General features: G+C 64.7%; 23 protein-coding genes and 1 other RNA gene. 13 read left to right on the top strand and 11 right to left on the bottom strand.

Features of this window, described 5'->3' with window-relative positions:
• Positions 1-42 precede the first annotated feature (42 nt).
• From xsc to DTX69_RS11815, 4 genes are all read left to right on the top strand, one after another.
• Entirely contained in the window at positions 43-1,761 is a 1,719-nt protein-coding gene (gene xsc, locus DTX69_RS11830; RefSeq protein WP_119301733.1) for a sulfoacetaldehyde acetyltransferase, read from the top strand.
• A gap of 75 nt (positions 1,762-1,836) precedes the next feature.
• Positions 1,837-2,049 carry a hypothetical protein gene (locus tag DTX69_RS11825; RefSeq protein WP_119301732.1) on the top strand — a complete coding sequence of 71 codons (213 nt, stop codon included), beginning with the start codon at positions 1,837-1,839 and terminating at the stop codon, positions 2,047-2,049.
• Positions 2,046-3,221: an acetate/propionate family kinase gene (locus tag DTX69_RS11820; protein ID WP_119301731.1), complete on the top strand. Its 1,176-nt coding sequence runs from the start codon at positions 2,046-2,048 to the stop codon at positions 3,219-3,221. Before DTX69_RS11825 ends, DTX69_RS11820 begins: the two co-directional genes overlap by 4 nt.
• Positions 3,218-3,976, top strand: coding sequence for a sulfite exporter TauE/SafE family protein (locus tag DTX69_RS11815; RefSeq protein ID WP_119301730.1), 759 nt, complete (start codon positions 3,218-3,220; stop codon positions 3,974-3,976). Before DTX69_RS11820 ends, DTX69_RS11815 begins: the two co-directional genes overlap by 4 nt.
• On the opposite strand, the gene DTX69_RS11810 is transcribed toward DTX69_RS11815, so the two are convergent.
• The 7 genes from DTX69_RS11810 to DTX69_RS11780 form a co-directional block, all read right to left on the bottom strand.
• Positions 3,959-4,738 carry a sulfite exporter TauE/SafE family protein gene (locus DTX69_RS11810; RefSeq protein ID WP_119301729.1) on the bottom strand — a complete coding sequence of 260 codons (780 nt, stop codon included), beginning with the start codon at positions 4,736-4,738 and terminating at the stop codon, positions 3,959-3,961. The two genes, DTX69_RS11815 and DTX69_RS11810, sit on opposite strands and share 18 nt — an antisense overlap.
• A gap of 268 nt (positions 4,739-5,006) precedes the next feature.
• Positions 5,007-6,440: a DUF4139 domain-containing protein gene (locus DTX69_RS11805; RefSeq protein WP_119301728.1), complete on the bottom strand. Its 1,434-nt coding sequence runs from the start codon at positions 6,438-6,440 to the stop codon at positions 5,007-5,009.
• A gap of 243 nt (positions 6,441-6,683) precedes the next feature.
• Positions 6,684-7,277 (bottom strand): recombination mediator RecR, encoded by a 594-nt coding sequence (gene recR, locus DTX69_RS11800; RefSeq protein ID WP_119301727.1) that lies wholly within the window; start codon positions 7,275-7,277, stop codon positions 6,684-6,686.
• A 16-nt stretch (positions 7,278-7,293) separates the two neighbouring features.
• A complete protein-coding gene (locus tag DTX69_RS11795; RefSeq protein ID WP_119301726.1) occupies positions 7,294-7,617 on the bottom strand; it encodes a YbaB/EbfC family nucleoid-associated protein in 324 nt (107 codons plus the stop codon).
• A complete protein-coding gene (locus tag DTX69_RS11790; RefSeq protein ID WP_119301725.1) occupies positions 7,614-9,428 on the bottom strand; it encodes a DNA polymerase III subunit gamma/tau in 1,815 nt (604 codons plus the stop codon). Before DTX69_RS11790 ends, DTX69_RS11795 begins: the two co-directional genes overlap by 4 nt.
• A 55-nt stretch (positions 9,429-9,483) precedes the next feature.
• Positions 9,484-9,582, bottom strand: an RNA gene (gene ffs / locus DTX69_RS11785) — signal recognition particle sRNA small type.
• 67 nt (positions 9,583-9,649) lie between these two features.
• Complete coding sequence (locus DTX69_RS11780) at positions 9,650-10,357, bottom strand: DUF6134 family protein (protein WP_119301724.1); 708 nt, start codon at positions 10,355-10,357, stop codon at positions 9,650-9,652.
• Positions 10,358-10,401: 44 nt separating this feature from the next.
• Here DTX69_RS11780 and nudC point away from each other — a divergent pair, with 44 nt between their 5' ends.
• Positions 10,402-11,319: an NAD(+) diphosphatase gene (nudC, locus tag DTX69_RS11775; protein ID WP_119301723.1), complete on the top strand. Its 918-nt coding sequence runs from the start codon at positions 10,402-10,404 to the stop codon at positions 11,317-11,319.
• A gap of 166 nt (positions 11,320-11,485) precedes the next feature.
• On the opposite strand, the gene DTX69_RS11770 is transcribed toward nudC, so the two are convergent.
• Positions 11,486-12,340 (bottom strand): prephenate dehydratase, encoded by an 855-nt coding sequence (locus DTX69_RS11770; protein ID WP_119301722.1) that lies wholly within the window; start codon positions 12,338-12,340, stop codon positions 11,486-11,488.
• A 42-nt stretch (positions 12,341-12,382) separates the two neighbouring features.
• Positions 12,383-13,138 carry a 3-deoxy-manno-octulosonate cytidylyltransferase gene (locus tag DTX69_RS11765; RefSeq protein WP_119301721.1) on the bottom strand — a complete coding sequence of 252 codons (756 nt, stop codon included), beginning with the start codon at positions 13,136-13,138 and terminating at the stop codon, positions 12,383-12,385.
• A 340-nt stretch (positions 13,139-13,478) separates the two neighbouring features.
• On the opposite strand from DTX69_RS11765, the gene DTX69_RS11760 reads away from it, so the two are divergent.
• The 7 genes from DTX69_RS11760 (at position 13,479) to DTX69_RS11730 (ending at position 22,198) form a co-directional block, all read left to right on the top strand.
• Positions 13,479-14,516 (top strand): c-type cytochrome, encoded by a 1,038-nt coding sequence (locus tag DTX69_RS11760; RefSeq protein ID WP_119301720.1) that lies wholly within the window; start codon positions 13,479-13,481, stop codon positions 14,514-14,516.
• 1 nt (position 14,517) lies between these two features.
• Positions 14,518-15,297 carry a histidinol-phosphatase gene (hisN, locus tag DTX69_RS11755; RefSeq protein ID WP_284735710.1) on the top strand — a complete coding sequence of 260 codons (780 nt, stop codon included), beginning with the start codon at positions 14,518-14,520 and terminating at the stop codon, positions 15,295-15,297.
• 113 nt (positions 15,298-15,410) lie between these two features.
• Positions 15,411-17,465, top strand: a complete 2,055-nt coding sequence (locus DTX69_RS11750) for an extracellular solute-binding protein (RefSeq protein WP_119301718.1) — start codon at positions 15,411-15,413, stop codon at positions 17,463-17,465.
• A 20-nt stretch (positions 17,466-17,485) separates the two neighbouring features.
• Positions 17,486-18,568 carry a microcin C ABC transporter permease YejB gene (locus DTX69_RS11745; protein WP_119301717.1) on the top strand — a complete coding sequence of 361 codons (1,083 nt, stop codon included), beginning with the start codon at positions 17,486-17,488 and terminating at the stop codon, positions 18,566-18,568.
• Positions 18,569-18,639: 71 nt separating this feature from the next.
• Complete coding sequence (locus tag DTX69_RS11740; protein ID WP_407643981.1) at positions 18,640-19,644, top strand: ABC transporter permease; 1,005 nt, start codon at positions 18,640-18,642, stop codon at positions 19,642-19,644.
• Positions 19,641-21,266, top strand: a complete 1,626-nt coding sequence (locus tag DTX69_RS11735; protein WP_119301715.1) for an ABC transporter ATP-binding protein — start codon at positions 19,641-19,643, stop codon at positions 21,264-21,266. Before DTX69_RS11740 ends, DTX69_RS11735 begins: the two co-directional genes overlap by 4 nt.
• Complete coding sequence (locus DTX69_RS11730; RefSeq protein WP_119301714.1) at positions 21,263-22,198, top strand: 2-hydroxyacid dehydrogenase; 936 nt, start codon at positions 21,263-21,265, stop codon at positions 22,196-22,198. Before DTX69_RS11735 ends, DTX69_RS11730 begins: the two co-directional genes overlap by 4 nt.
• On the opposite strand, the gene DTX69_RS11725 is transcribed toward DTX69_RS11730, so the two are convergent.
• The gene (locus DTX69_RS11725; protein ID WP_119301713.1) at positions 22,195-22,629 is read right to left on the bottom strand and encodes an HIT family protein; all 435 of its coding nucleotides are present in this window, start codon (positions 22,627-22,629) and stop codon (positions 22,195-22,197) included. The genes DTX69_RS11730 and DTX69_RS11725 overlap by 4 nt on opposite strands.
• A 24-nt stretch (positions 22,630-22,653) precedes the next feature.
• The gene (locus tag DTX69_RS11720; RefSeq protein ID WP_284735709.1) at positions 22,654-24,111 is read right to left on the bottom strand and encodes a leucyl aminopeptidase family protein; all 1,458 of its coding nucleotides are present in this window, start codon (positions 24,109-24,111) and stop codon (positions 22,654-22,656) included.
• 115 nt (positions 24,112-24,226) lie between these two features.
• Between DTX69_RS11720 and DTX69_RS11715 the strand changes: the two genes are divergently transcribed.
• A complete protein-coding gene (locus tag DTX69_RS11715) occupies positions 24,227-25,969 on the top strand; it encodes an ArnT family glycosyltransferase (protein WP_162917104.1) in 1,743 nt (580 codons plus the stop codon).
• The last annotated feature ends 68 nt before the right edge of the window (positions 25,970-26,037 follow it).

The following is a 26,037-nucleotide window of genomic DNA, read 5'->3' as shown; positions in this document are numbered from 1 at the left end:
CGCTCCTATGCTTTCCGCATCCATGGATCAGGAGTGCACAGAATGACCCGCATGACGCCTTCCGAGGCCTTTGTCGAGACACTCGTCGCGCACGGCGTGAAGCACGTTTTCGGCATTGTCGGCTCGGCCTATATGGACGCGCTCGACATCTTCGAGCCGGCCGGCATCCGCTTCATCTCGGTCGCCCATGAGCAGGGCGCGGGACACATGGCGGACGGCTATTCGCGCGTCAGCGGGAAGCAAGGCGTGTGCATCGCGCAGAACGGCCCTGGCATCACCAACTTCGTGACCGCGATCGCGGCGGCCTATTGGGCGCATTCGCCGGTGGTCATGGTGACGCCGGAGACCGGCTCCAACGGCATGGGCCTGGGCGGTTTCCAGGAAACCGACCAGATGCCGATCTTCTCCAAGATCACCAAGTTCCAGGCGCATGTCAGCAACAACAGCCGCATCGCGGAGCTGACCAGCCGCTGCTTCGACTACGCGCTGACCGAGCGCGGGCCGACCCAGCTCAACATCCCGCGCGATCTGTTCTATGGCGAGATCGACGTGACGATCCCGAAGCCGATCAGGATCGAGCGCGGTGCCGGCGGGCCGGAGAGCCTGGACGAGGCGGCGAAGCTGCTGGCGGGCGCAAAGTTCCCGGTTATCATGGCGGGCGGCGGTGTCGTCATGGGCGGCGCGCAGGCGCAAGCCGTCAAGCTGGCCGAATATCTGCAGGCGCCGGTCGTCACCTCCTACCTGCATAACGACGCGTTCCCGAAATCCCATCCGCTGATGTGCGGGCCGCTGGGCTACCAGGGCTCGAAGGCGGCGATGAAGGTCATCGCGCAGGCCGACGTGGTGCTGGCGCTGGGCTCGCGTCTGGGCCCATTCGGCACGCTGCCGCAGCATGGCATCGAGTATTGGCCGAAGAACGCCAAGCTGATCCAGGTCGACATCAATCACCGCGTGCTGGGCCTAGTGAAGCCGATGCATGTCGGCGTGCACGGCGACGCGGGCAAGGCGGCGGCGGAGATCCTGCATCGCCTGCAAACCATGAATGCCAGCATCGCCTGCCACGGCAACAAAGAGGCGCGCCTAACCGAGGTGAGGAACCAGCAGGAAGCGTGGGAGCGCGAGCTCACCGATTGGTCGATGAAGGACGGCGCGCCTATCGTGCCGCGCCGCGCGCTGCGCGAGCTGGAGAAGGCCATGCCGAAGAACGCCATGGTCACCACCGACATCGGCAATATCTGCTCCGTCTCCAACTCCTATCTCAGGTTCGACCAGCCGCAGAGTTTCTTCGCGGCCATGAGCTTCGGCAATTGCGGCTACGCCTTCCCGACCGCGGTCGGCGCCAAGGTCGCGGCGCCCGACCGGCCGGCGATCGCCTATGTCGGCGACGGCGCCTGGGGCATGAGCCTGCAGGAGACGCTGACCTGCGTGCGCGAGAACATCCCGGTCGTGGCCGTCGTGTTCAACAACGGCCAGTGGGGCGCCGAGAAGAAGAACCAAGTAGATTTCTACGCCGATCGCTACGTCGGCACGAACCTCTCGAACCCCAGCTTCGCCGGCATCGCCAAATCCATGGGCGCGGAAGGCATCACGGTCAGCCATCCGGGCGAAGTGGGCGACGCGCTGAAGCAGGCAATCGCCAGCAACAAGCCCACCATTCTGGAGCTGATGGTGACGCAAGAGCTGGGCGACCCCTTCCGCCGCGACGCACTGAAGAAGCCCAAGCGGCTGCTGGACAAGTACAAGGACTACACCGTCGCCTGAGGGCCATGAACGGTGCATGATGGGCGGGCCGGCTCGGGCGACTGAGTCGGCCCTCTCTCTTTCAGGGACCTGAACATGGATCGCGACCTCGCCCAGCGCATCGTAAACGCCATCACTAATCTGAGTCCGCCGTTCAACGCGCTCGATTCGCTGTCACAGCAGATTTCCGACCCCGACGAAGCACGCGCGTTTCGTCTCGCGCTCGGAGAAGTGATGGGCATGACCCTTGCTTTGCTGAGGCCGGTCATCAAGAAGTTTCCCGACCTCGATCCTGACCGAGCAGCATGACGCAGCGCATCCTGGTCCTCAATGCCGGTTCCTCGAGCCTGAAGTTTGCGACCTTCGCGGCTTCGGGCAGCGATGTGCCGTCGCTCGATTTGCGCGGGCAGCTGGCCGGCATCGGCCAAGGCGAGCCGAAGCTCACGGTCACCGACGAGCATGGCAATCGTGCGCGATGGGGCAAGGCGGAGCACATGGCGACCCATGCCGATGCCGTTCGGCTGCTGATCGAGCGCCTGCTAATGCAGGATCGTCCGGAGGAGTGGCTGGGCGCCGGCCATCGCATCGTGCATGGCGGGGCGCGCTTCTCCGAGCCGGTCAAGGTGACACCTGAAACGCTGAAGGAGCTGGTGGCGTTGATTCCGCTCGCACCGCTGCATCAGCCGCACAACGTCGCGCCGATCGAGGCCTTGCAGGCGGCGCTGCCGGAGTTGCCGCAGGTCGCCTGCTTCGACACAGCGTTCCATGCGTGCCAACCGGAGATCGCAATGCGGTTCGCGCTGCCGGAGAAATACTGGCAGGCAGGGCTGCGGCGTTATGGGTTCCACGGCCTTTCCTATGAGGCGATCTTGCAGGCCTTGCCCGCCGCCGCGGGCGGCGTGCCGAAGCGACTCGTCGTCGCGCATCTCGGCAACGGCGCCAGCATGGCCGCGATCAACGAGGGCAAGTGCATCGCGACCACCATGGGCTTTTCCACGCTCGATGGTCTGGTGATGGGGACGCGCGCGGGCTCGATCGATCCCGGTGTGCTGCTGCATTTGCTGCGGGATGGGATGAGCCGCGAAGAGCTTGAAAAACTGCTCTACCATGAGAGCGGGGTGAAGGGCGTCTCGGGCCTGACCGCCGATATGAAGACCTTGTTGGAGAGTTCCGATCCCAAGGCACAGCTGGCGATCGATGTCTATTGCTATCGTATCGGGCGGGAGCTGGGATCGCTGGCCGCCGCGCTCGGCGGGCTTGACGCCCTCGTGTTCACCGGCGGAGTCGGCGAGAACGCCGCACCGATCCGCGCACAGGTGTGCACGGATGCGGCGTGGCTCGGTCTGCACCTAGATAAAGAGGCCAACCGGCGCGGTGATGCCCGCATTTCCGCCGCCGGATCGCGCGTCGCCGCCTGGATCGTAGCGACGGACGAAGAGCTGACCATCGCACGCCACACCCAGCGCCTCCTGCGCAGATGATCGATCTATCGCTGTCGGTCTTGGCGGGCGCCAGCCTCTGCGTGTTCGTCGGCGCAGTCATTCGCGGGTTCACGGGGTTCGGCTTCGGAATCGCCGCGACACCGCTGCTCGTGCTCCTGTTCCCGCCAGCGGAGATCGTGCCGCCGATCCTGATCCTGCAGGTACTCGCCGGTATACAGATCTATCTGCGCACTCGCGGCCACGTCGACTGGAAACTCTTGTGGTCCACCCTGGTGGGCGCGTTGGTGGGGATTCCGCTTGGCTCCCTCGTTCTCGACCTGCTCGACAGCAATACGATGCGGCTCATCATAGGTGTTGCCGTGCTGCTGGCAGCCGCGCTTCTAGCCTCTGGCTTCCGGTTCAAGATGCGGCCGCCACACTGGCTGTCTGGCGGGCTCGGCATTCTGGCGGGCATTGGATCGGGCGCAGCCGGCATTCCGGGTCCGCCGGTCATTGTGCTGTTCCTATCCTCACCCGTTTCCCTCGCGATCGGGCGCGCTTCGCTCTCCGCCTTTTTCCTGTTCGTCGCCACTCTGTCTTCCGCCTCCGCCGCGTGGCGCGGGCTCATGACGCTGGACTCGGTTGTTCTCGGCGCATTGCTGATGGCGCCGCTGCTGATCGGCAATCACTTCGGCGATAAGCTGTTCGCCAGGGTCAACGAAAGGACTTTCCGACGCGTCGCGCTTCTACTGTTGTTCGCGATCGGGGTCTCGACGATCGCGCGCGGCTTCTGGGATTCAGGCGCCGCTCATTAGCATCAGTGCGGCCTTGCCCATTCCGAGCCCAGCCAGCGCAATCAGGATCACCAGCACCCAGCGGCGGAACGTCTCCTGGCTCAGCTTGCGGAAGCCGTGCGCGCCGATCCACACGCCGATCAGCAAGGCCGGAAGCCAGACCAGCGATTGCACGAAGCTCTGGGTCGTGACGATGCCCTGGGTCGCGAAATAGCCGACACCCAAAAGATCGGTGAACAGAAAGAAGAAAATGATCGACGCGCGGCCGATCGCAGCAGCGCCGGGCGTCGAGAAATAGAACAAGACCACCGGCGGCCCGCCGATACCGAACGCGCCGTTCAGCACACCGGAGGCCGTGCCGGTCGCGGTGCTGGCCGCCGTGCCGGGTGTCCGCTCCAGGTGGAAGCCGCGCAGCATCAGGATCGCCGTGCCGATCACGAACAGGCCGAGCACGATCTGCGCCGGCGCTTCCGGCGCGTGGATCAGCGCATAGCCGCCGACCGGCAGGCCGATGACATAGCCGACCATCAGCCACGTGAGCGAGCGCCAATGGATCTCGCGCCAGATGCTTGGGATGAGGTTTATGGAGGCAGCAATCTCCAGCAGGAAGATTGATGGCACGATCTGCGCGACCGGCAGGATCAGCGAGATCGCCGTGATCGAGAGCAGAGAGAATCCGAAGCCAGAGAAGCCGCGCACAATGGCGGCGAGGAAGATCGCCGCGCTCGACAGCGCAAGCACCTCCCAGTCGCTTTGCACAGCGGCCCACAATTCGGCGAGCATGAAAGACCCCGGCGGTGAAACCCGCCGGCACTCTAGGTGGACGCGCGTTCAGCACCAACGCATTTCGGTGGAGCCAGTGTCCACTGCTCTCCACACTCACTCCCCTGTCATCCCAGCCTCCGAACCGGGATCCATTCCGCAGTCGCACGTGCAGCGGAAGAATGGACCCCGGATCACGCCGCGCAGCCTGCCCTTGGGCCGCGCGCAGCGCGGACCCGAGGGCGACTGTCCGAGGTGACATAGGAGCGTTTGTGCGCCGGGCGGACGATCAGAAAATAATCCGCACCTTGTAGGTCAGCTTGGCGCTGCCTTCGGCCGGCACTTGCAGCTGCCATTCGGCGGTGGAGGCATCGACCTTGTTGTGCTTCACCGATTCCTCCAACATCCTCCAGTCGCCGGGCACGAACTCGCGCACGGTGACTGTCACCTGCTCCGGCTTCGCGTTCTTCACCTCGATCTCGTATTCGTTCTCGAACACGTTGTCGGCAATGCGCGCATGGTTGAGCTGCTTGCCGCGGGCGGTCACGTCGAAGGCACGCCCCAGCATCAGGTCGACGTCCTCGTTCTTCGGCGTGTGGTCGATGTGATCGTCGCCGACGAACACGGCGTCGCCGTCGCTGTCCGCCTTGTAGACACGGACTACGCCGGAGGGCAGCGGCAGGCCGAGATGCGAAGCTTCCTTGTTCTCGAGCTTCACGCGGACCTCGGCGTTGACGCGCTGGGTCTCGCCGATCCGGGAGCCATAGGTGCCGCCGAGCTGCGCGACATTCGCCAGCACATACTGCTTGGTCACCGGCACGGACTCTGCCGCCAGCAGGGCTACCTGCTTGGTCTGGTTCTCCTTCAGCGTGGTCGGCCGGTCGAGGCTGTAGAGATGATACTCGAATGCCGCCTCGCTCCTCATCTTCTCGCGCCGCATACCGTCGGCAGCGGCCATCTCCTGCACCATCGGCATGGGCGGCTGCGGCTGATACTGGTTCACCTCGCCCGCTACCAGCTGCAGCTTGGCATCGTTGTAGGCGATGCCGCTCATGTTGGTGAGCGTGACCCAGCCGTTGAGATTAATGGTCTTCTCATCCGGCGCCAGTTCCGCGACATAGTCGGCCGACCAGGAAAGGCCGTGCGTCAGGTACGAGAGATCGACCGGAACCTCGCCCGCCTGCTGACTGGCGAGCTTCACCACCAAGGTCGGGCGGTCGCGCAAATTGGCGGGGACAGCGCTATAGACCAGGCGGCCTGGCGGCGTCACTTCGATGCGGTCGCCGATCCTCAGCACCACCTGCCCTTCCGCCACCGACAGAACGGTCGCGTCCTCTGTCGAGTCGACGCCGGTTTCCGGATTGGTGCGGACCACACGGATGGTCCGCCCCACCGATTTCTCCAACAGCTTGCGCGGCGTCAGCAGGTCGAAATCGAAGTTCTGCTCGACAATGTCGAGCTGCGCGCCGCGGCCGGTCAACAAGGCGGTCTCCGGCCGGATGCCGGCGCTGACTTCGATGAAGGCGATGTCGTTCTCGCCTTGGGTCAGCGTGACATTGCGCGAGTCGCGCACCAGCGCCAGGTCGTTGTTGTAGATGGTAACCGCAATGGCGGTCTGTTTGTCTGCGCCGACCGGAGTCTCGGCCAAGGCGCCCTTCGTGACAAGAGCTGGCGCGGCGAGGAGCGCCGCGGCGGCAGCGCCCAGCATCAGAAACTTACGCATGGAATATCCCTATCGCAGTGGGGGCCGGAAGCGGCCATGACGATAACCGATGATAGATCGCCGGAAAATTGCGGCGAGACCAAGGCGGCAACTATGACGCGGCTCACGCGGAAGCTCAAATCTTGTTGATTGAACCAGTGCCGGCACACCACCGCGCCACAATTCGCCATCGTCGTGCTTGGCACGACCATCCACGAGTTTGCGTGCAACAGCAAGGTCTTGCTAGGTGAGCGCGCGATGCTTTCAGACAGACTGCCTTGCCTGCAGCGCCTGGATCAGAGTCCCGTCGTCCAGATAATCGAGCTCGCCGCCGACTGGGACTCCGTGGGCCAGGCGCGAAACCGCAAGGCCGAAGGGCTGCAGCCGGTCGCTCAGGAAATGCGCGGTGGTCTGGCCGTCGACCGTGGCGCCGAGCGCCAGCACCACTTCCTTCACACCGCCGCCTTCGATGCGGCGGAACAACGATCCGAGATTAAGCTGCTCCGGCCCGATCCCGTCGAGCGCGGAGAGGACGCCGCCCAGCACGTGATAGCGCCCCTTGTAGGCGCCGGTGCGCTCCAGCGCCCACAGATCTGCGACGTCGGCCACCACGCACAAGGTCGCCGCGTCACGCCGTTCGTCAGTGCAGATCCCACAAGGATCGGTGCCATCGAGATTGCCGCATTGCGAGCAGTTACGGACGTGATCGGCTGCTCCCTGCAACGCGTCGATGAGCGGCAGCAGCGCCGATTCCTTGCGCTTGATCAGGGACAAGGCCGCGCGCCGCGCCGAGCGGGGCCCGAACCCCGGCAGGCGCGACAGGACCTGGATCAGGCGATCGATTTCGGGCGCGGCCATGCGCGAAACTTGCGGATCAGAACGGCAGCTTGAAGCCGGGCGGAAGCTGCAAGCCGCCGGTCAGTTTCGCCATCTCTTCCTGCATGCGGGCGTCGGCCTTCGACTTCGCATCCTTGGCGGCTGCGACGATCAGGTCCTCCAGCACCTCGACCTCGGTCGGGTCGACGAGTTTGGGGTCGATCTTCACGCGCTTGAACTCGCCCTTGCCGTTCACCGTGACGGCGACGAAGCCGCCGCCCGATTGGCCGACCACCTCTATGTCGGCGAGAGCGGTCTGCATCTCCGCCATCCTGGACTGCATCTCCTGCGCCTGCTTCAGCATCTGGCTCAGGTTCTTCATGCGATCTCATCCTCTATTGGCTCGTCCACGTTAGGCAAATCGCCTGGCGGAGAGATTGTTGCGTCGGCCGCCGGCTCCGGCGCCAGATTGCGGACTTCGTCAATGGTGGCGCCCGGAAACGCCGCTAATACCGCCTGGACCAACGGATGGCGCGCCGCCTCTTCACGCTGCGCCTGGGCCAGTTCCGCTGCCTGCTCCTTCAGCGTCTTCTCGCCGGTCTGGGCCGATACGCTGACCAGCCAGCGCTTGCCGGTCCATTCGGCGAGGCAGGCCGCGACCCGGTTGGGCAGATTGCTCGGCGCGCGCTCCCCGGGACGGAAATCGATGCGGCCGACCTCGAACTGCACCAGATGCACATCGTTCTGCAGATGCGCCGCCAGGATCGCCTCGCGCCTGGCGTGGAACAGCGCCACTACGTCGCTGAAGCTCTGCGGTTGCGGCAAGGCAGACGCCTGCGGGGCGTTACGCGGCGCGGGCGACGGGGCGATCTGTTGCGTCGCCTGGGGCGCGATCTGCTGCTGGGTCTGCAAGCGCTGCGTCGGTGCCGGCACGGTGCGCGCCGCACCACCGTTGCCCCGCGGCACGGGAGCCGCCGCGGCACCGTTGCCCTCACCTAGGCGCCGCACCAGATCGGCGGGATCGGGCATGTTGGCGGCGTGCATCAGGCGGATCAGCACCATCTCCGCTGCCGCCAGCGGCTGCGGCGCCGCCTGCACTTCGCTCAAGCCCTTCAGCAGCATCTGCCACAAGCGCGCCAGCACGGGGATCGAGAGCTCCGGAGTCACTTTGGCGCCCCACGCGCGCTCGGCTTCCGGTGTGACCGGATCGGACAACGGCTCCGGCGTGATCTTGGCGCGGGTCAGCCAGTGCGTGAGCTCCAGCATGTCCTGCAGCACGACGGCGGCATCGGCGCCGGCCTGATGCATGGCCTGCAGGCGCTTGAGCGCTTCGGCCGCCTTGCCCTTCAGCACGTCGTCATAGAGATCGATAAGCTGCGTGCGGTCGGCGAGGCCCAGCATGTCGCGCACCTGCGCTTCGTCGATTTCGCCATGGGACAAGGCAATCGCCTGGTCGAGCAGCGACAGGCCATCGCGTGCAGAGCCGTCGGCGGCGCGCGCGATCATCGCGGCAGCGCCCTCGGTAATCCTGGCGCCTTCCGCGGCGGCGATCTTCAGGAAATACTGAGTCAACTCCTCGGCACTAATGCGGCGCAGGTCGAAGCGCTGGCAGCGCGACAGCACCGTCACCGGTACCTTGCGGATCTCGGTGGTCGCGAAGATGAACTTCACATGCTCCGGCGGCTCTTCCAGCGTCTTCAGCAGGGCATTGAAGGCCTGCGTCGAGAGCATGTGGACTTCGTCGATGATGTAGACCTTGAAGCGCGCGCTGACGGGCGTGTAGCGGACCGCGTCGATAATCTGGCGCACGTCGCTGACACCGGTGTTGCTGGCGGCGTCCATCTCGATGACGTCGACGTGGCGATCCTCGGCGATGGCGCGGCAATGTTCGCACTGGCCGCAGGGCTCCGCTGTCGGGCCGCCTTGGCCGTCCGGACCGATGCAATTGAAGCAGCGCGCCAGGATGCGGGCGGTCGTCGTCTTACCGACGCCGCGCACGCCCGTCAGCATGAAGCCATGCGCCAGGCGGCCCTGCGCGATCGCGTTGCGCAGAGTGCGCACCAAGGCCTCTTGTCCGATCAGGCCGGAGAAATCGCGCGGGCGGTATTTGCGCGCCAGGACACGATAACCTTCGACCGCCCCCTGCTGCGCGCCGCCAGCCGAGGAAGCGAAAGGCTCTGTTCCGTCTTGCATCTGATCCTGTGCGCCGCGGCGTGGAAACGAGACCCGGTACCCGAGTCCGGATCAAAGGTGGGAGGCTGAACACGACCCGGGCGAAAACTCGTTACGGCTGCTTCCTTCCGGACCTGACCGGGTTGACGAGGCGCCCGTCCGCGCCAACCTCCCGGCGCAGTATATGGGCCAGTCCAGCGATGGATGCAACTGGGGAATCGAGCCGAAAAAAGCCTGCCGAATCAAGGCATCCGCAATAGTTCCTGGCGGATGATGGAGCCGTCCTTGGCCTCCATTTGCGCGGCCACCAGGACACCCGACTCGTCGTACCAGGCCTCGCGCTTGAAGTTGCCGGTGAAGACGAAATGGCGTGCCCGCACGGTGCCGATCGGCAGCTTGACCTGCTCGACCCCTTTCTGCGTGACCGTGAAGGTGCGCTCACGGCCCTTGGTCGTCTCCAGCACCGACGCATGCTCGACCACCGCCGAGTTCCACAAGGTCGAAGGGACGAGGTGGCCCGGCAAGTCGCGCTTCTTGCCATCATAGGTGCCAACCAGCCGGTCACCGTTGCGCGCCAGCTTCACGTTCCGCGTGTTGCCGTCATCGACCGCGACGGATGTCAGGCTCATCAACACGCCGTCTTGCCAGCTTTCTTCGATCCGCTGCGTGAAATCGTAGACGTTCATGCCCAGCAGCGTGATGTTGATGCGTACGTCGGTTATGACGCGCAGCTCGTTGCCACGCCGTTCGAAGTCGGCGCGCTGCTCCCCCACCACTTCGCCGTCGCGCGTTACCTGATAGGCATAGGTGCCAGTCTGCGCGCTCTCCGGCGATAGGGTCGCCGCACCAGCCGTGCTAAGGAGAGAAACAATTAATCCAGTCGCCAAGGCGACACGGCGCATCAGCGCGGAGTTGATGGCGATGTTGACTGGCGACGCTAGGCGTAGCATGACGGGCTCCGTCGTTTGCTTCGTTTCACCACCGATCGGCGGCGATGATTCATTCTTCCATACGCTCTGTCAATTTCTACACCACCGCTGGGTGGGATCGCGCGGTAGAAAGACGCGCCGATACAGCCTGGTTCCATCAATCCTTAAGGAGCCCAAGCACCCTTTTCCACGTAGTGTGGCAGGGGCGCACCTTGGTGCGGCAGGAAGATCACAACACGCTTTTGATGCTCAACCTCACGGCTGCCGCCGACTTGATCGATCTGGCGCGCTCCGTTGTGCTGCTCGGCTGTGATGCGGAAGTCGCGCATATCGCCATCGACTTGTCCTCGCAGCCAGAAGAGTTCATCACGCGTTTCGGTCCCGCCGTTGACCTGCGCACCATCGGTCCCCTGTTGCCGCAACGTGACGCATCGCTGTCTGCATTGGCGCGCGGCATGGCCTATTGGCATGAGCGCCATGCCTTCTGCGGACGATGCGGCGCACCGACCGCGAGCGAGCAAGCAGGGCATCAGCGCCGCTGCAGCAGTCCGGAGTGCGGCTCGATCTTCTTTCCCCGCATCGATCCGGCCGTGATCATGCGCGTGGAATATGGCGACAGGGTTCTGCTGGCGCGCCAAGCGAGTTGGGCGCCGGGCATGCATTCCGTGCTGGCGGGATTCGTCGAGCTCGGCGAGACGCTGGAAGACTCGGTGCGGCGCGAAGTGAAGGAAGAGGTCGGTCTCGAGCTCACCGACGTGCGCTATTTTGCGTCGCAGCCATGGCCCTTCCCCGCTTCGCTGATGGTGGGCTTCGTTGCGACCGCCGCCGACGATCGCATCATGCTCAACACACAGGAGATCGAAGCGGCCCGCTGGTTCACGCGCGACGACTTGCTCAATTCCCCGGAGGACGAAACGCTGCGCCTGTCGCGCAAGGATTCGATCTCGCGCGTACTGATCGAGGATTGGATCAGGCGGGAGTAGGCGCCGCCTCGTATCGCGCCCACCCCCCGCCCGCCATCCCGGACAAGCCGCGCAAGCGGCGCGATCCGGGATCCATGGCTCAGTCGCACGTGCGGCGGCGCAATGGATCCCGGAGGCCGGGATGACGGTTGAGTGTGAGACGGACGTCGTGCGTCGAATTCCGCGCTTACTTCTGTCCGGCGCGAAATGCGTTGGCCGGGTACACACCGAGGATACGCACCTCGCGCGAGAAGAAGCTCAGCTCCTCAAGCGCCAGGCGCACCGGACGCTGATCGGGGTGGCCGTCGATGTCGGCATAGAACTGCGCGACGGTGAAGTTGCCGTCGACCATGTAGCTTTCCAGCTTGGTGATGTTGACGCCATTGGTCGCGAAGCCGCCGAGCGCCTTGTAGAGGGCCGCCGGCACCGACCGCACGCGGAATACGAAGCTGGTGATCACCGGGCCTTTGCCGGGATCGGGATCGATCGGGTCGCGCGCCATCACCACCATGCGCGTGGTGTTGTGCTCGGCATCCTCGATGTCGGTTGCCAGGACGTCGAGGCCGTAGATCTCCGCCGCCAGCGACGACGCGATCGCCGCGACGCTCTTGTCGCCCAGGGTTGCGACCTCCTGGGCCGAGCCTGCGGTGTCGGCGCGCACAACCGGCTTCAGCCCGCGCTGCTTGATGAAGTTGCGGCATTGCGAGAGCGCCTGCACATGGCTCCACACCGATTTGAGGCCGGCGATGGCAGCGCCCTTCGGCGCCACCAGGCAATGATTCACCCGCTGGAAATGCTCGCCGATGATATGCAGCCCCGCTTCCGGCAGCAGGTGGTGGATGTCGGCCACGCGCCCGGCGAGCGAGTTCTCGATCGGGATCATGGCGAGCCGTGCATCATTGTTCTTCACCGCCGCGAACGCATCCTCGAAGCTGGGGCACGGCAGCGTCGTCATGGCCGGATACGCCGCACGGCAGGCCAGATCGGAATAGGCACCAGGCACGCCCTGGAACGCGATGATGTTGTCGGACTTGCTCGCCACTTTGTGCGCCTTCGATTGCGGGGGTTCAGTGCGCTGCTACTCTTACGCCGACTGGGCGAGGACCGCCCGCGCCCGCTCAAGTTCCGCGGGAGTATCGACACCCAGCGGAAGCGTGTCAACGAGCGCCACGTCGATGCGCATGCCGGCTTCCAGCGCGCGCAACTGCTCGAGCTTCTCGCGCTTCTCCAGCAAGCCCGGCGGCAGCGCAACGAAACGCTCGAGCGCCGCGCGCCGGTACGCGTAGATGCCGACGTGATGATAGTGCGTCCCTTCGTTCGCCGGGACGGTCGCGCGGCTGAAATAGAGTGCCCGTGCGATGCGCTTACCGCCGGCTGGATCGAATGCCGCCACGGCTTTCACCACGTTGGGATCTGTGCGCTCCGCTTCGCGGGTGATTTCCACGGCCAGGGTCGCGATGTCGACCGCGCCCTCCTCCAGCGGTTCCATGACACGCCGGATGATCGCGGGATCAATGGTCGGCAGATCGCCCTGCAGGTTGACGATCGCATCATGGCGCCGGTCGGGATCGGCCTTGCCCAGGGCCTCGAAGATGCGGTCGGAGCCGGAGGGATGCTCAGGATCGGTCAGGACGGCGACGCCGCCCGCCTGGGCCACGGCCTCGGCGATCTCCGGCTCGCCCGCGGCCACGCAGACCGGGCCTAGTCCCGCCTCCATCGCCCGGCGCCAGACCTGCACGATCATCGGCGCTCCGCAAATGTCGGCCAGCGGCTTGCCGGGCAGGCGGACCGACTTCATGCGCGCGGGGATGATGATGATGGGTGATCGCGGACGAGCCATGGAGACCTTGCGAGCGGTCGATGGGACCTTGTCATGGCCTGACTCATCCCACCTTGGCAAGGCGCGACATTATGCCGCTTGAACCGATGTGGCCCGCACCTGCAGGTACCCTGATTGGTCCAAGAAATCCGGCTTTTCCCAAGGGCTAGCCACCTTCAGCCCCTATTGGACAGGCCCGGGTAAAGCCGTTAAATTCGCGCCCCAATTCGGCCAGCCGGCCGGGGGATTGTCGAGAGTACCAGTCCGGGGCATGCGTGTTTAGGGAGAATATCGCCCAGCGGTGAGCATGTGCATCGCCGCGCCGGGCGATCCGGACGCCGTTCGAGCGAAGGGTTGAGTGATGGCTTCATTGGAAGGCAACAAGATCGCCGCCGCCATTCTGGTGGGCGGTATGATCACCTTGAGCGTCGGGATCATCACCGACTTCATCTACCAGCCCCAGCAAGGCGCCCATGAGGGAGGAGCCGAAGGTGGTGGCGAAGCGCCGGCCGCCAAGGAGCCATCGGGCCTCGAGCCGGTCCTTGGCCTCATCGCCAAGGCTGACGTTGCGAAGGGCGAGACCATCGCCAAGAAGTGCCAGACCTGTCATACCTTCGATGCCGCTGGCGCCAACAAGGTGGGCCCCGGCCTTTATGGTGCGGTCGGGCGGGTCGCCGGCACACATGAAGGCTTTGCCTATTCCGAGGCGATGAAGGCCCACAACAAGCCGTGGACCTTTGCCGACCTGAACCATTTCCTCGCGAAGCCGAAGGAGTTCATCCCGGGTACCAAGATGGCCTTCCCCGGCCTGCCCAGCGTGCAGGATCGCGCCGATCTGCTCGCCTGGATGAACCAACAATCCGATAAACCTGCGCCGATGCCGACGGAAGAAGAGATTGCCGCCGAGCAGGCTGCCCTCGGCGGCCAGCAGCAGGCGGCGAAAGGCGAAGGCGCTCCCGCAACCGAAGGCGCGCCGGCTGGCGGCGAAGCGGCCGCTCCCGAAGGTCAGGCCCAGCAGGAAGGAGCCGCGGCAGGCGGAGATGACGCCGTCGCCATGATCGCCAACGCCGATCCAGCGGCCGGCGAGAAGGTCGCCGCCAAGTGCAAGGCCTGCCACGACCTCACCAGTGCTGCCAAGAGCAAGGTTGGCCCGCCTCTCTGGGATATTGTCGGCCGCAAGCACGCGGCCGTGGAAGGCTTTGCCTATTCCGACGCAATGAAGGGCATGGCCGACAAGCCTTGGAACTTCGAGGAACTGGATCACTTCCTGGCCAAGCCGAAGGAATATGCGCCCGGCACCAAGATGGCCTTCCCCGGTCTGCCGAAGGCGGAGGACCGGGCGGCGTTGCTGCGCTGGCTGCGCGACCAGAGCGATTCGCCAGTCCCGCTGCCGCAATAACTTGAGCCAGGACACGCAGGACTTCGTCGACCTCGCGAACCGGCTGGCCGATGCCAGCCGGCCGATCTTGCGCTCCTACTACCGGCGCAGGCTCGACATCGACATCAAGTCGGATGCATCGCCGGTCACGCAGGCCGATCGCGAGGCCGAAGCCGCCATCCGCCAACTGATCAGCACCACGTTTCCGGATCACGGCATTTTCGGCGAGGAGTTCGGCAAGGAGCGCGAAGATGCCGAATATGTCTGGGTTCTGGACCCGCTCGACGGCACACGCGCCTTCGTCACCGGTCGCCCGACCTTCGGCACGCTGATCTCGCTCGCCCGCAATGGTGTGCCGCTGCTTGGCCTCATCGACATGCCGGTGCTGGGCGATCGCTGGGTCGGTGCCGTCGGCCGCCCGACCATGTTGAATGGCGAGCGCGTCTCGGCGCGCGCCTGCGCGGCGCTCCGTGAAGGCTATCTCTCCGCCTCCACCCCGCTGATGTTCGACACGTCGGACAAGCGCCGGAAGTTCGAGGCAGTTGAGGCCACGGTGCGCTCCACCACCTTCGGCGGCGATTGCTACCAATACGGTATGGTGGCGACCGGTTTTCTCGACATTGTGATCGAGTGCAGCTTGGTCGAATACGACTACTTGGCGCTGACCCCGGTCATCGAAGGCGCTGGCGGCAAGATCACCGACTGGCATGGAAACGGGCTGAAAATGGGTTCCGGCGATCGGGTAGTCGCGGTGGGCGATGCGCGCGTGCTGGACGAGGCGCTGGCGATCCTGGCCAACTGAGCGCAGCGGGCTGCCAACTGAGCGCAGCGGGCTGACGGAATTCCGGCCTTTTTTCAGGCGCCGAATGAACTAGACTGCGGTGAGGTGGTTACAAGATCGGAGGATACCGATCCATGAGTTTGCGCCGTTGGTTTGTTTTTGCGCTGGCACTCGGCCTTTCCCTCGCAACCGGCCCCATCGCCCTGGCGCAAGAAGCTGGGACTAAAGTCCACGCCCTCAGCCTCGGCGACGCACCGAAATATGGACCGGATTTCAAGCACCTCGATTACGTGAACCCGAACGCGCCGAAGGGCGGCACGATCACGTCAGGCGCAACCGGCACATTCGACAGCTTCAATCGCTTCATCATCAAGGGGACACCGGCCGGCCTTGGCGGGCTTTTCGAGACGCTCACGACGCAGACCGAGGATGACGCACTGAGCGAGTACGGGCTCATCGCCGAGAGCATGGAGGTCGCGCCGGACAAATCCTGGATCATCTACAACTTGCGACCGGAGGCGCGCTGGCACGACGGCAAACCGATCACTGCCGATGATGTCGTCTTCAGCTTCGATACGCTGATGACGAAGGGCCACCCGCAGTGGCGCTACTACTATGCCGACGTCGCCAAGGCAGAAAAGCTGGGCGAGCGCCGCGTCAAGTTTCAGTTCAAGCACGGCGGCAACCGCGAGTTGCCCGTGATCATGGGGCAGCTGCCGATTCTGCCGAAGCACTGGTGGGAGAGCCGCAACTTCGAGAACGTACTGCTCGAGCCGCCCCTCGGCAGCGGCCCGTACAAACTCGGCAAGTTCGACATGGGCCGCTCCTACACCATGGATCGCGTTCCCGACTATTGGGGCAAGGACCTGCCCATCAACATCGGCACCAACAACTACGACCAGGTGCGCGTGACCTATTTCCAGGATCCCGAGATCCAGATGGAGGCATTCAAGTCCGGCGTGCTGGACACGCGGCCCAACGAGAATTCCGCCAAGCGGTGGTCGACCGGCTACGAGTTTCCCGCCGTCAAGGATGGCAGGGTGATCAAGGAGGTCATCCCGCACGAGAATCCGGCACCGATCCAAGGCTTCATCTTCAACATCCGCAAGCCGATGTTCCAGGATCCGAAGGTGCGCGAGGCGATCATCTACGCCTTCGATTTCGAATGGTCCAACAAGGCGCTGTTCTACGGCCTCTACACGCGGACGCGCTCCTACTTCCAGAACTCCGAGATGGAGGCGAAGGGCCTGCCGTCACCTGAGGAGCTGGAGATACTCAACCCGCTGAAGGATCAGATCCCGCCGGAGGTCTTCACCACCGAATACAACCCGCCCAAAACCGACGGCTCCGGCAACGCGCGCGACAATCTTGAAAAGGCGGCTGCGCTGCTCAATGAAGCCGGCTGGAAGGTCGAGAACGGCCGGCGCGTCAAGGACGGCAGGCCGTTCCAGTTCGAAATCTTGGTCGACGATCAGCCGATGGAGCGGGTCGCACTGCCATTCGCGCAGAACCTCGAGCGCATCGGCGTTAGGGCGACAGTACGGGTGGTGGATTCCGCGCAGTATCAGTCGCGCATGGAGAATTTCGACTTCGACATGACCAGCGATATCTGGGGTGTATCCCTGTCGCCTGGCAACGAACAATCGGAGTACTGGGGCTCGGCGTCGGCAGACACGCCGGGCAGCGGCAACACGATCGGCATCGAGAATCCTGCAGTCGACAAGCTGATCGAGTTGATCGTGAATGCGCAGACTCGCGAGGAGCTGATCATCCGGTGCCGCGCGCTCGATCGCGTCCTGCAATGGAACTACTATCTGGTGCCGCATTTCCACAGCAGGGAGTTCCGCGTCGCGTACTGGAACAGGTTCGGCATGCCGAAGCAACGCCCCGATCCGCTCTATAGCTATGGCAGCACCGCCTGGTGGATCGACCAGGCCAAGGATGCTGCTCTTGCCGGAAAGAAGGTCGCGGACCAGCCGGTCGATCAGGCTGCCGCTGCGCCGGCCCCCGCTCCAGCCCAGGCGCAGCCTTCGCAGGACGCGCCGGCCCCGGCCGCGGAAACCGCCCCAACTGGGCAAGCGGAGGCAGAGAGAGACCGCGGGCAATCGCCCTTGATCTATGCGGGCGGCGCGATCGCGGTCGTCGTGGTGGCCTATCTGCTCGGCCGGCGCCGACGCAAGAGCTCGTAGCGGCATGGACCGATAGCGGCATGCTTGCGTACATCGTTCGACGATTGCTGCTGATCATTCCCACCCTGTTCGGCATCATGGTGCTGAACTTCGTCATCGTGCAGTTCGCGCCCGGCGGGCCCGTCGAGCAGACGATCGCGCGACTGAAGGGCACGGTCGTCTCGCCGACTGCCCCCATCGTCGGCAGCGCCTCCGATTTCAGCCGGCGTGGGGACGAGGACAGCGAGTACCGCGGCGCGCGCGGCCTGGATCCCGCCATCATCAAGGAAATCGAGCGCATGTACGGCTTCGACAAGCCGGCGCACGAACGCTTCTGGTTGATGATGAAGGACTACGCCACCTTCAACTTCGGTGAGAGCTTCTTCAAGGGCCGGCCCGTCGTCGACCTTCTGATCGAGAAGATGCCGGTCTCGATCTCGATCGGCCTGTGGACGACCCTCATCATCTATATCGTCTCCATCCCGCTCGGCATTGCCAAGGCGGTGCGGGATGGGACTGATTTCGATATCTGGACGAGCATCGTCGTCGTGGTCGCGAGCGCCATCCCCGGTTACTTGTTCGCCGTGTTGCTGATCGTCCTGTTTGCCGGCGGCAGCTTCTTCCAGTGGTTCCCGCTGCAGCACCTGACGTCGCCCGATTGGGACATGATGAGCTGGCCCGAAAAGATCGTGGATTACTTCTGGCACCTGACATTGCCGCTGATGGCTCTGCTGATCGGGTCCTTTGCCAGCCTTACCTTGCTGACCAAGAACTCCTTCTTGGATCAGATAAACCAGCAGTACGTCACCACGGCGCGCGCCAAAGGCCTGACCGAGCGCCGCGTCATGTATGGCCACGTGTTCCGCAATGCCATGCTGATCGTGATCGCAGGATTTCCCGGTGCATTCATCGGCATTCTGTTCAGCGGCGCCTTGCTGATCGAGATCATCTTCAACCTCGATGGTCTCGGCTATCTTGGCTACGAGGCGGTCATCGCACGCGACTATCCGATCATGTTCGGGACGCTCTATATCTTCACCCTGATCGGCCTCTTCACTCAGCTCATCAGCGACCTGATGTACACGATCGTCGACCCGCGCATCGACTTCGAGGCGCGCGCATGACGGAAGTGGCTGCCACTGCACCCTTTGCGATCGACCGGCGCGTGCTGGGAATCCGCGTGCGGCCGATCACTATGCGGCGCTGGCGCGCCTTCAAGGCGAATCGCCGCGGTTTCGTCTCCGCCATTATCTTCGGCATCCTGTTCGTCGTGACGCTGTTCGCGGAATTCATTGCCAATGATCGACCTATCGTCGTGTTCTATGATGGCGGAATATACATGCCTGTCGTGAAGGACTATCCGGAAACGACCTTCGGCGGTACCTTCACAACCGGCACGGACTACAAGGATCCCTTTGTCCAGCAGAAGATCGCTGAGAAGGGTTGGGCGATCTGGCCGCCGATTCCATTCAGCTACCGAACGGCGGTGAGCAATCTGCCGGGGCCGGCACCGACCGCACCCGATAGCGTCAACTGGCTTGGTACAGACGACAATGCACGCGATGTCGCCGCGCGCGTCATCTACGGGTTCCGCATCTCGGTCCTGTTCGGCCTTATCCTCACCATCGCCAGCACGGTGATTGGCGTGCTTGCCGGGGCGATCCAAGGCTTCTATGGCGGCCTGACTGACCTCTTGTTCCAGCGCGGGCTCGAAATCTGGGGTGGCCTGCCATTCCTCTACGTGCTGCTGATCCTCTCCAGCGTCATCGTGCCGGGCTTCTGGACCTTGCTTGGCATCATGCTGCTGGTGAGCTGGACTTGGCCGGTCGGCGTCGTCCGTGCGGAATTCTTGCGCGCGCGCAACTTCGAGTATGTGCGGGCCGCCAAGGCCATGGGCATGAGCGACTGGCGCATCATGATCAAGCACATCCTGCCCAACGCCTTGGTCGCGACCCTGACGTTCCTGCCGTTCACGCTGAGCGGATCTGTCACGACGCTGACGGCGCTGGACTTCCTCGGCCTCGGCCTGCCGCCCGGCTCGCCGTCGCTGGGCGAGTTGCTGCAGCAAGGCAAAGAGAACCTGCAAGCGCCATGGCTCGGGATCAGCGGCTTCGTCGCGGTTGGCGGGATGCTGGTGCTGCTGATCTTCGTCGGTGAAGCGGTCCGCGACGCCTTCGACCCGCGGAAATCCATGGCATGAACAAGGCTTCGGGCGACGGACCATTGCTGCAGGTCGAGAACCTCTCCGTCGCGTTCCGCGACCGGGTCGTCGCGCAGGACATCAACTTCTCGATCGGACGCGGCGAGACGCTCGCGCTGGTCGGCGAATCGGGATCCGGCAAGTCGGTAACCGCGCTCTCCATCCTGAAGCTGCTGCCTCCGGCCGGGCATCATCCGTCGGGGCGCATCCTGTTCCAGGGCGAGGATCTGATGAAGGCTTCGCCGAACAAGCTGCGCGAGGTGCGCGGCGATCGCATCGCGATGATCTTCCAGGAGCCGATGACCTCGCTCAATCCACTGCACCGGATCGAGCGACAATTGATCGAGACCTTGACGCTGCACCGCAAGCTCCAGCGCGGGGCGGCACGCAAGGAAGCGCTGGAGCTCCTGAAGCTGGTGCAGATCGGCGACGCGGAAAAGCGCATGAGCGCCTTCCCGCACGAATTGTCCGGCGGACAGCGTCAGCGCGTCATGATCGCCATGGCGCTCGCCAACAATCCGGACCTGCTGATCGCCGACGAGCCGACCACCGCGGTCGACGTCACGATCCAGGCGCAACTCTTCAAGCTGCTGTTGGAGCTGCAGCGCGAGCTCGGCATGGCGATCCTCCTCATCACCCACGATCTTGGCCTGGTACGCAACGTCGCGCGCGAAGTCTGCGTCATGCAGAACGGCGTTATTGTCGAACGGAGCGAGACCGAGACCCTGTTCCGCAATCCGCAGCATCCCTATACGCGGCATCTGCTGGCCGCCCAGCCGCAGCCGAAAGGCGAGCTCAGGACCGGCGGCAGCGAAATCATGTCGGCGAAGAACCTGAAGGTGTGGTTCCCGATCAAGGCCGGCGTGCTCCGCCGCGTGGTCGGCCACGTGAAGGCGGTGGACGGGATCGACATCGACGTGCGCGAGGGCGAGACCATCGGAATCGTCGGCGAATCGGGATCGGGCAAGACCACGCTGGCGCTCGGCCTCCTGCGTCTCGTGGAATCGGAAGGGGCGATCCTATTTATGGGGCGCAACATTGAGAAGCTGAAGCGCTGGGATCTGCGGCCGGTGCGCCGAGAGATGCAGATCGTGTTCCAGGATCCCTACGGATCACTCTCGCCGCGCCTGTCTGTCGGCGAGATCGTGTCCGAAGGGCTCGACGTGCACGGCCTGATGAAGGACGAGGGCGAACGCGACGCTGCGGTGGTCGCGGCGCTCAAGGAAGTCGGCCTCGATCCCGAAACACGCCATCGTTATCCGCACGAATTCTCCGGCGGGCAACGCCAGCGCATCGCGGTGGCGCGCGCCCTCATCCTGAAGCCCAAGCTGATCGTGTTGGACGAGCCGACTTCTGCGCTCGACATGTCGGTACAGGCGCAGATCGTCGATCTGCTGCGCGACCTGCAGAAGAAGCACGGCTTTACCTATTTCTTCATCAGCCACGATTTGCGCGTGATCCGCGCCATGAGCGACCGGGTGATCGTGATGCGCAACGGCAAGGTGGTGGAGAAAGGCACCGCCAATCAGATCTTCGAAGCGCCGCAGGAAGACTACACCAAGGCCCTGCTGGCGGCCGCGCTCCATATGGAAGTCGCACATCTGGAGGCGATCCGGCAATGAACCGCACCCTGCTGTTCGTCGGCGCCGGCGCGCGAACGGACTCCTGGATCAACGCGTTCGCCGAGGTCGCACCGGAGATCGACTTCCAGCCCTATGAACCGGGGCAGGATGTCTCCGACGTTCCGTATTGTCTCGCCTGGAAAGCACCGCCTGGCATCTGGCCGGCTATGAAAAATCTCAAGATCATCTTCGGCATCGGCGCCGGCGTTGACCGCTTGCTGGCGGATTCCAGTCTGCCGCGCGATGTGCCGCTGGTGCGCATGGTGGAGCCGGAGCTGACCCGCGGCATGGTCGAATACGTGCTCTGGCAGTGCCTGTTCCATCACCGCAAGGTGTGGGAGCTGGAAGCGGCGCAGAGTTGCTCCACGTGGCGGCCGCACAGCTACCCCGCGCCATGGGACCGCACCATCGGGATCATGGGCCTGGGCGAGCTGGGATCAGCCGCCGCTGAAAGACTGGTCGAGTTCGGCTTCACGGTCCGCGGCTGGAGCCGCACGCCCAAGTCGCTGCCGAAGGTAGAGAGCTTCTTTGGCGCGGACCAGTTGCCGGCATTCCTCTCCAAGACCGAAATACTCGTCTGCCTGCTGCCGCTGACGGCCGATACACGCGGCATCCTCAATGCCGCCTTGTTCGCGCAGCTGCCGCGCCGCGCCAGCATCATCAATGCCGCGCGCGGTGGGCATCTGGTCGAAGCGGATCTGTCGGCGGCGATGGCGTCGGGCCAGATCAATGCCGCCACGCTCGATGTGTTCGAGACCGAACCGCTGCCGCCGGAGCATCCCTTCTGGTCGACTGAGCGGCTCTATATCACGCCGCATAATGCCAGCATCACCGACCCGCGCTCCGCGGCTTGGCGCATCGCCAAGCAGATCGCCAAATTTGAAGCCGGCGAGGGGCTGGACCATGTCGTCGATTGCGCGCGTGGATACTAAGAGCCCCGCAACGCGGCGCGCAATGCTGCGCCGGCGGACGCCAATTCTTCGTCAGATGCGCGGGGCGTCGAACGGAAGGTCAGTTTTTCCTCAGCGATGTACCGACGCGACGTGATATCCGTCATTTCGTGCATCGGCACCACATGCGCATGTACGTGCGCGTGATCGCCACCTGTCAATACGAAGGCGACGCGCGGAGCGCCATAGACTGTCTTCATCGCTCGCGACAAGCGTTGGCCGACATTAATCGATCGGCTGGCGGTCGCTTCCGGCGGGCTCTCGAAATAGGGAACGTGCTCGCGCGAGACGATCTGGGTGTGCCCCGTCCGAATTGGATGGATGTCGGCGAGCGCTATCAAGAGATCATACTCGTAGATCGCCTCGGAGCGGGCCTCACCAGCAATCAGCTGGCAGAACAGGCACTGTGGCATACGACCTGATCTCCGAAAGTTGCACTACCGCCTTCTTCGCGTCCTTTGATTCACCGGCCGCGGCCGCGGTGCGGGCTTGGGTGCGATGATGGCGCTGCCCTTCCCCTTGCCCGGCTGTGCCCAGGCCTGCACGAACGAGAAGAGGGCCCGCAGGCCGAGCGCCTCGCCGCCTTCCGGCCGGCCGGGCCGGTCGCGGTTGTTCCAGGCGAAGGTGTCGATGTGGGCCCACCGCGTGCCGGGCTCGATGAATTCCTGCAGATAGAGCGCGGCGGTGATGGCGCCGGCAAAAGAACCGCTGCCGACATTGCTGATGTCGGCAACCTTGCTGTCGAGCAGTGCGCGATAACCCTTGTGCAGCGGCAGGCGCCACATCGGGTCATCCTCCGCCTTGGCGTGGCGCAGCAGCGCCTCCGCGACGTCGTCGTCATTACAGAACAGGGCCGGCAGATCGGGCCCCAACGCCACGCGCGCCGCGCCGGTCAGCGTGGCGGCATCGAGGATGAGGTCGGGCTTGTCACGATGCGCCTCCGCCAGCGCGTCGCACAGGATGACGCGCCCCTCCGCGTCGGTGTTGCCGATCTCGACCGTGATGCCCTTGCGCGTACGGATGACGTCGAGCGGGCGATAGGCATTGCCGTTGACCGCGTTTTCCACCGCGGGGATGAGCAGGCGCAGGCGCACCTTCAACCCTGCATCCATGATCATCCGGGACAGCGCCAGCATCAAGGCAGCGCCGCCCATGTCCTTTTTCATCAGCAGCATGCCGCTGGAGGGCTTGAGATCCAGTCCGCCGCTGTCGAAGCACACGCCCTTGCCGACCAGCACCAGGCGCGGGCCGCTGGTGCCCCAGCTCATGTCGATCAGGTGCGGCGGCCGCGCGGCGGCGCGGCCAACCGCGTGGATCGCCGGGTAGTTCCTCTTCAGCAGATCATCGCCGACGATGACGTTGAACTTCGCCTTATGCGCCTTGGCGACGGCACGCGCGGCCGCGGCCAGATGCGGCGGGCCCATATCCTCCGCCGGCGTGTTGATGAGGTCGCGCGCGAGGGTCAGGGCTGCAACCGTGCGGCGCACCGCAGGGCGATCGACACCCGCAGGCCAGACCAGGCGCGCCAGGTCCCCGCTGCGCTTCTTGTAGCGCTGGAACCGGTAGGCGCCGATCGCCCAGGCGAAGCAGGCCGCCTCTGCTTCCGCGCCATCGACCTCGTCCGCGAGCCTGTAATCGCCCTTCGGCAGCGACGTGGGCAGCGAGGCCATCGACCAACGATCGAGTCCTTCCTCGATTCCGACCACCACCTGCGCCAGGCCGCCTTCGCCGTTCGGCACCAGGCACGTGCTTCCCGGCTTGGCGGTGAACCCCGCGGCGCGGATCCATTGGCCGACCGATTGCGGCTGGCGCTTCATCCAGGCCTCCAGGCGCTGGGCGCGCAGCGGCACGATCTCGACAGCTTGTGCCGCGCGGTCGATCAGATGGTCGAACAAGACTGGACTCCCTTGATGGAAACGGCGTGGTCGGCGCGGATTGTAGCCATGCTTCCGCCCGCTTCCTAGAGCGCGCGGGCGTCGATATGCTAGGCGCGACAGGAGGATGGCGAACGTGAGTCTGGAGACCCGGCAGCACGAACAACTGATTCCGGCAGAAGAGCGCGACGCGCCGCGCATCGAGGCGCTGCCGGAGGAGACGAGCCTTTCTCCCTTCCTGCAGAGGCTGTCGCGGACGGCGCCGTTCCTGTTCATGGCCGTGCTGATCTTCGGGGCGCTCGCCTGGCGGCCGACCACGGCGCCGATCGAACTCGAGACGCTGGCATCCGCCTGGCATATGTATCTGCGCGACACGCTGGTACCGCTGCGCAATGGGCTGCTTGCGCCGGAGATTCCGCCGCTGCTGCATTGGCTGATCGTGGGTGGTTGGCAGGTCTTTGGCGTAAGCGAGTGGTGGCCACGGCTGGTGCCGGCGCTGGCGGCCATCGCTACCGTCCTTCTCGTCGGGCGGACCGCCTTGGTGCTGTGGCCGCATCGGGCAGCCACGCCGATCTTCGCGCGGCTGCTGCTGACCGGTGTCGGCGCCTTTGCGGTGGCCATGACCATGGTGGAGCCGCAGACCGTCGCCTTGCCCTTCATCCTCGCCAGCTTTCATGCCCTGAGCGAACTGTGGATGGGCAAGCCGGGCTTCTTCCGCACCATCGCAGGCTGGCTGCTGAGCGCGGCTGCGGCCGCGCTGGCGGTGATGGCGGGGGGCTGGTCCTGGGCGCTGGTGCCCATGCTGTGCGCCATCGGCATCTGGCTGCTGGACGATGTGACGCGGCAGGAGCGTAGCATCATCCTGTGGATGCTGGGGGGCTTGGTGATCAGCACGTTGGCCCTGCTGCCGGCGTGGCTCTGGCTGCGTACGCTGGGCGGCGAGCAGATGCTGTTCCATTTTGGCAATGGCTGGAGCGATCCGGCCACCGAAGCGTCTCGCTCCGAGCCATGGTCGCTGCTCCTGTTGCCGGTCGTGCTGTACCCCTGGATCTGCTGGAAGACCCTGTCGCGCGCGCTCAGCCGCCATCTGCGGGAAAAGGTCGGCGTCGGCTTCCGCCTCTGCCTCGCGTTTCTGGCGGCCACGGTAATCGCGGGCGTCGTTTCCGGCTGGCAGCTCGTCGGGTTGTTGTCGGTGGTCTGCCCCCTGTCGCTTCTGGGCGCGCGGCTGCTCGCGACACAGGAGATCAAGCCGAAGGACTTCCATGCCGTGGTGCCGGGCTTCTTCGCGCTCTTCATCGGGCTCATCTTCTTCCTGATGAACATCGTGCCGACCGCGCATCTGGATGTGGTCTGGCGCCAGGTGTTCGGCGCGCCGCTGCCGATCTGGCTCGGCGGCATCGGGCTCGCCGCCGGCCTCTCACTGCTGGTGATCGGCTATATCCTGGCGCAATTGTCACCGAGCCATCAGGTCTCGCGCACCCTGCAGGTCGCGATCCTGCCGACCTTGCTCATGACGTCGCTCAACCTAGAGTTCGACGGCAATCTCAGGCCCTTCTTCGACCTGACGCCGGTCGCCAGCCGCATGAAGCAGCTGCAGGATGCCGGCCTGTCGGTCGCGGTGTTCTCCGACTATCGCGGCGAGTTCGACTTCGCGGGCAGGCTGGAGATTGCCCCGCAGCCCGTCCGCACGCGGGTGGAGGCCGCGCGCTGGGCCGCCGCCCATCCGGCCGGTGCGATCGTCACCTATTTCGACGGCTCGCCGCTGCGCCTGCCGGCCCTGCCGATGTTCCGCGGCGTGGCGCGCGACCGATGGGTCGCGATCTGGCCGGCGAGCGTGATCGAAGGGCCGGATTCACCCGTCCTTAACAGCCAGTTCTAGTCTGGACCATAGCCCGGCCGTCGCCGCAGACAGCATGTCGACCGTCTGATAGAGTGATTCGAATAGAG

Origin of the sequence: Dongia deserti, assembly GCF_003574735.1 — a bacterium.
Taxonomy (GTDB): domain Bacteria; phylum Pseudomonadota; class Alphaproteobacteria; order Dongiales; family Dongiaceae; genus Dongia_A; species Dongia_A deserti.
This window is presented reverse-complemented; position numbering and strand designations above follow the sequence as displayed.